The sequence below is a fragment of the Escherichia sp. MOD1-EC5189 genome (genome assembly GCF_002966045.1).
In the GTDB taxonomy this organism is placed as follows: domain Bacteria; phylum Pseudomonadota; class Gammaproteobacteria; order Enterobacterales; family Enterobacteriaceae; genus Escherichia; species Escherichia coli_F.
Genome location: NZ_PTRX01000062.1, coordinates 1 through 4617, shown reverse-complemented (window position 1 = coordinate 4617; position 4617 = coordinate 1). Strand labels below are relative to the sequence as shown.

The window sequence follows — 4617 nt, the reverse complement described above, 5'->3', positions numbered from 1 at the left end:
GCGGTCTGATGAAACAGAATTTGCCTGGCGGCCTTAGCGCGGTGGTCCCACCTGACCCCATGCCGAACTCAGAAGTGAAACGCCGTAGCGCCGATGGTAGTGTGGGGTCTCCCCATGCGAGAGTAGGGAACTGCCAGGCATCAAATAAAACAAAAGGCTCAGTCGAAAGACTGGGCCTTTTGTTTTATCTGTTGTTTGTCGGTGAACGCTCTCCTGAGTAGGACAAATCCGCCGGGAGCGGATTTGAACGTTGCGAAGCAACGGCCCTGAGGGTGGCGGGCAGGACGCCCGCCATAAACAGCCAGGCATCAAATTAAGCAGAAGGCCCAGTCGGAAGACTGGGCCTTTCTGTGTTTCTACAAACTCTCCCTGTCGTCATAACTACAAGCCATCCCCCCACAGATACGGTAAACTAGCCTCGTTTTTGCATCAGGAAAGCAGCTATGAACCACTCCTTAAAACCCTGGAACACATTTGGCATTGATCATAATGCTCAGCACATTGTATGTGCCGAAGACGAACAACAACTACTCAATGCCTGGCAGCATGCAACCGCAGAAGGGCAACCCGTTCTTATTCTGGGTGAAGGAAGTAATGTACTTTTTCTGGAAGACTATCGCGGCACGGTGATCATCAACCGGATCAAAGGTATCGAAATTCATGATGAACCTGATGCGTGGTATTTACATGTAGGAGCCGGAGAAAACTGGCATCGCCTGGTAAAATACACTTTGCAGGAAGGTATGCCAGGTCTGGAAAATCTGGCGTTAATTCCTGGTTGTGTCGGCTCATCACCTATCCAGAATATTGGTGCTTATGGCGTAGAATTACAGCGAGTTTGCGCTTATGTTGACTGTGTTGAACTGGCGACAGGCAAGCAAGTGCGCTTAACTGCCAAAGAGTGCCGTTTTGGCTATCGCGACAGTATTTTTAAACATGAATACCAGGACCGCTTCGCCATTGTAGCCGTAGGTCTGCGCCTGCCAAAAGAGTGGCAACCTGTACTAACGTATGGTGACTTAACTCGTCTGGATCCTACAACCGTAACGCCACAGCAAGTATTTGATGCGGTGTGTCATATGCGCACCACCAAACTCCCTGATCCAAAAGTGAATGGCAATGCCGGTAGTTTCTTCAAAAACCCTGTTGTATCTGCAGAAACGGCTAAAGCATTACTGGCACAATTTCCAACAGCACCAAATTATCCCCAGACGGATGGTTCAGTAAAACTGGCCGCTGGTTGGCTTATCGATCAGTGCCAGCTAAAAGGAACACAAATTGGTGGGGCTGCGGTACACCGTCAACAGGCGTTAGTTCTCATTAATGAAGGCAATGCAAAAAGCGAAGATATTGTGCAGCTGGCACATCATGTAAGACAGAAAGTGGGTGAAAAATTTAATGTCTGGCTTGAGCCAGAAGTTCGCTTTATTGGTACATCAGGTGAAGTTAGCGCAGTGGAGACGATTTCATGAAGGATAATACCGTTCCGCTAAAATTAATCACGCTATTAGCGAATGGCGAATTTCACTCTGGTGAGCAGCTGGGTGAAAAGTTAGGAATGAGCCGGGCGGCCATTAATAAACATATTCAAACACTGCGTGACTGGGGCGTTGATGTCTTTACCGTTCCGGGTAAAGGATACAGCCTGCCTGAGCCCATCCAGTTACTTAATGCTGAACAGATATTGAGTCAGCTGGATAGCGGTAGTGTAGCCGTGCTGCCAGTTATTGACTCCACGAATCAGTATCTTCTTGATCGTATCGGAGAGCTTAAATCGGGTGATGCCTGCGTTGCTGAATACCAGCAGGCAGGACGTGGTCGCCGAGGGCGGAAATGGTTTTCACCTTTTGGCGCAAACTTATATTTGTCGATGTTCTGGCGTCTGGAACAAGGCCCGGCTGCGGCGATTGGTTTAAGTCTGGTTATCGGTATCGTGATGGCGGAAGTATTACGCAAGTTGGGCGCTGATAAAGTTCGTGTTAAATGGCCGAATGACCTCTATCTGCAGGATCGCAAGCTGGCAGGTATTCTTGTGGAGCTGACTGGCAAAACCGGCGATGCGGCGCAAATAGTCGTTGGTGCCGGGATCAACATGGCAATGCGTCGTGTTGAAGAGAGTGTCGTTAATCAGGGGTGGATCACGCTGCAGGAAGCTGGGATCAATCTCGATCGTAATGCGTTGGCGGCCATGCTAATACGTGAATTACGTGCGGCGCTGGAACTCTTCGAGCAAGAAGGATTGGCACCTTATCTTTCGCGCTGGGAAAAACTGGATAATTTTATTAATCGCCCAGTGAAACTTATCATTGGTGATAAAGAAATATTTGGCATTTCACGCGGAATAGACAAACAAGGCGCTTTATTGCTTGAGCAGGATGGAATAATAAAACCCTGGATGGGCGGTGAAATATCCCTGCGTAGTGCAGAAAAATAAGAAAGGGGAGCATTAGCTCCCCTTTAAATTATTTGCGTAGTCTGACCTCTTCTACCGCGTGATTAGCACTCTTTGTCAGGATTAAACTGGCGCGCTCACGAGTAGGTAGAATATTTTGCTTTAAGTTCAGCCAGTTGATCTCTTTCCACAATGTCATGGCAGTGTTAATCGCTTCTTCTTTAGTTAATTTCGCGTAGTTATGAAAATAGGAATCCGGGTCTGTAAAAGCCCCTTCGCGGAATTTCAGGAAACGGTTGATATACCACGTCTGAAGTAAGTCTTCCGGTGCATCAACATATATCGAAAAATCGACAAAATCAGAAACAAAAACATGATGTGGATCGTGTGGATAATCCATCCCGCTCTGTAAGACATTTAACCCTTCAAGAATTAAAATATCAGGCTGAACAACAGTTTTATCTCCATCCGGGATCACATCATAAATAAGATGCGAGTAAACAGGTGCCGTAACGTTTGGCACGCCGGATTTGAGATCGGAAACAAACTTCACCAGGCGATGCATATCATACGATTCCGGGAAGCCTTTCTTCTTCATCAGACCACGTTCTTTCAGCACCTGATTAGGGTGAAGGAAGCCATCTGTAGTGATCAGCTCAACACGACGATGCTCCGGCCAACGGCTTAATAGTGCCTGCAATACACGGGCGGTTGTACTTTTCCCCACCGCGACGCTACCTGCGATACTGATAATGTAAGGAATGCGTTGCCCGTTGGTACCAAGAAACTGTTCCAGAACTGCCTGACGGCGCAGATTCGAGCTTATATAGAAGTTCAGCAAACGTGACAGAGGTAAATAGATCTCGGCAACTTCTTCTAACGAGAGATCTTCATTAATACCTTTGAGACGGGCGATCTCATCTTCCGATAACGTCATAGGTACGGAATCACGCAGAGCTGCCCACTGGTTGCGGTCAAACTGTAGGTAAGGCGTCATTAACGTTTGCTCTTTTATACTCATAAGCATGTTTCTGGCGGTCATAGCTCTATCGGCAAAACGATATTTGCCATGGCGCGTCACAGTTCTGTTGAATGGGTTAATGGGCAGGAGGGTAACACCAGATGGGGAGGAATAATAAGAAAAAATCTCTCCCAGGAAGCTATCGTTGAAAAGCAATGTGACAGATATTCCATCTGATAAAAAGAATTGCGCTTTAGAAGGAGCGCATTGTTGAGAACAATGATGTTGAAAAAGTGTGCTAATTTGCCCTCTGTTCGACTGTTTCTTCATCGTGTCGCATAAAATGTGACCAATAAAACAAATTATGCAATTTTTTAGTTGCATGAACTCGCATGTCTCCATAGAATGCGCGCTACTTGATGCCGACTTAGCTCAGTAGGTAGAGCAACTGACTTGTAATCAGTAGGTCACCAGTTCGATTCCGGTAGTCGGCACCATCAAGTCCGGTGGGGTTCCCGAGCGGCCAAAGGGAGCAGACTGTAAATCTGCCGTCACAGACTTCGAAGGTTCGAATCCTTCCCCCACCACCAATTTCGGCCACGCGATGGCGTAGCCCGAGACGATAAGTTCGCTTACCGGCTCGAATAAAGAGAGCTTCTCTCGATATTCAGTGCAGAATGAAAATCAGGTAGCCGAGTTCCAGGATGCGGGCATCGTATAATGGCTATTACCTCAGCCTTCCAAGCTGATGATGCGGGTTCGATTCCCGCTGCCCGCTCCAAGATGTGCTGATATAGCTCAGTTGGTAGAGCGCACCCTTGGTAAGGGTGAGGTCGGCAGTTCGAATCTGCCTATCAGCACCACTTCTTTTCTCCTCCCTGTTTTTTCCTTCTGTTTATTGCATTCAACAAGTCGGGCATGTTGCCTGGTTGATGTGGTGATATCACCGATTTATCCGTGTCTTAGAGGGACAATCGATGTCTAAAGAAAAGTTTGAACGTACAAAACCGCACGTTAACGTCGGTACTATCGGCCACGTTGACCATGGTAAAACAACGCTGACCGCTGCAATCACTACCGTACTGGCTAAAACCTACGGCGGTGCTGCTCGCGCATTCGACCAGATCGATAACGCGCCGGAAGAAAAAGCTCGTGGTATCACCATCAACACTTCTCACGTTGAATACGACACCCCGACCCGTCACTACGCACACGTAGACTGCCCGGGGCACGCCGACTATGTTAAAAACATGATCACCGGTGC

General features: G+C 47.8%; 4 protein-coding genes, 4 tRNA genes and 1 rRNA gene. 8 read left to right on the top strand and 1 reads right to left on the bottom strand.

The genetic code is table 11. From position 1 onward, the window contains the following. Positions 1–23 precede the first annotated feature (23 nt). The 3 genes from rrf to birA all read left to right on the top strand — a co-directional run bounded on the left by rrf (position 24) and on the right by birA (position 2434). A 5S ribosomal RNA gene (gene rrf / locus ATB02_RS25205) occupies positions 24–139 on the top strand. Between the two features lie 304 nt (positions 140–443). Then, entirely contained in the window at positions 444–1472 is a 1029-nt protein-coding gene (murB, locus tag ATB02_RS25200) for a UDP-N-acetylmuramate dehydrogenase (RefSeq protein WP_001016658.1), read from the top strand. Beyond that, positions 1469–2434 carry a bifunctional biotin--[acetyl-CoA-carboxylase] ligase/biotin operon repressor BirA gene (gene birA, locus ATB02_RS25195; protein WP_105272379.1) on the top strand — a complete coding sequence of 322 codons (966 nt, stop codon included), beginning with the start codon at positions 1469–1471 and terminating at the stop codon, positions 2432–2434. The genes murB and birA overlap by 4 nt, the downstream gene beginning before the upstream one ends. A gap of 28 nt (positions 2435–2462) precedes the next feature. On the opposite strand, the gene coaA is transcribed toward birA, so the two are convergent. After that, on the bottom strand, positions 2463–3413 hold the full coding sequence (coaA, locus tag ATB02_RS25190; RefSeq protein WP_000023085.1) for a type I pantothenate kinase: 951 nt from the start codon (positions 3411–3413) through the stop codon (positions 2463–2465). 361 nt (positions 3414–3774) lie between these two features. Here coaA and ATB02_RS25175 point away from each other — a divergent pair. The 5 genes from ATB02_RS25175 to ATB02_RS25155 all read left to right on the top strand — a co-directional run. Continuing rightward, positions 3775–3850 (top strand) — tRNA-Thr (locus ATB02_RS25175). Positions 3851–3858: 8 nt separating this feature from the next. Beyond that, positions 3859–3943, top strand: a tRNA-Tyr gene (locus tag ATB02_RS25170). 116 nt (positions 3944–4059) lie between these two features. Continuing rightward, positions 4060–4134: transfer RNA gene (locus ATB02_RS25165), tRNA-Gly, on the top strand. Between the two features lie 6 nt (positions 4135–4140). Then, a tRNA-Thr gene (locus ATB02_RS25160) sits at positions 4141–4216 on the top strand. A gap of 114 nt (positions 4217–4330) precedes the next feature. Next, positions 4331–4617 (top strand): GTP-binding protein (locus tag ATB02_RS25155; RefSeq protein ID WP_000031683.1); only part of this gene is annotated, 287 nt, incomplete at its 3' end.

What these genes read in the sequence shown, in the direction of transcription:
- birA (WP_105272379.1), top strand. Translation starts at nt 1,469, where the DNA reads ATGAAGGATAATACCGTTCCGCTAAAATTAATCACGCTATTAGCGAAT.
- coaA (WP_000023085.1), bottom strand. Translation starts at nt 3,413, where the DNA reads ATGAGTATAAAAGAGCAAACGTTAATGACGCCTTACCTACAGTTTGAC.
- murB (WP_001016658.1), top strand. Translation starts at nt 444, where the DNA reads ATGAACCACTCCTTAAAACCCTGGAACACATTTGGCATTGATCATAAT.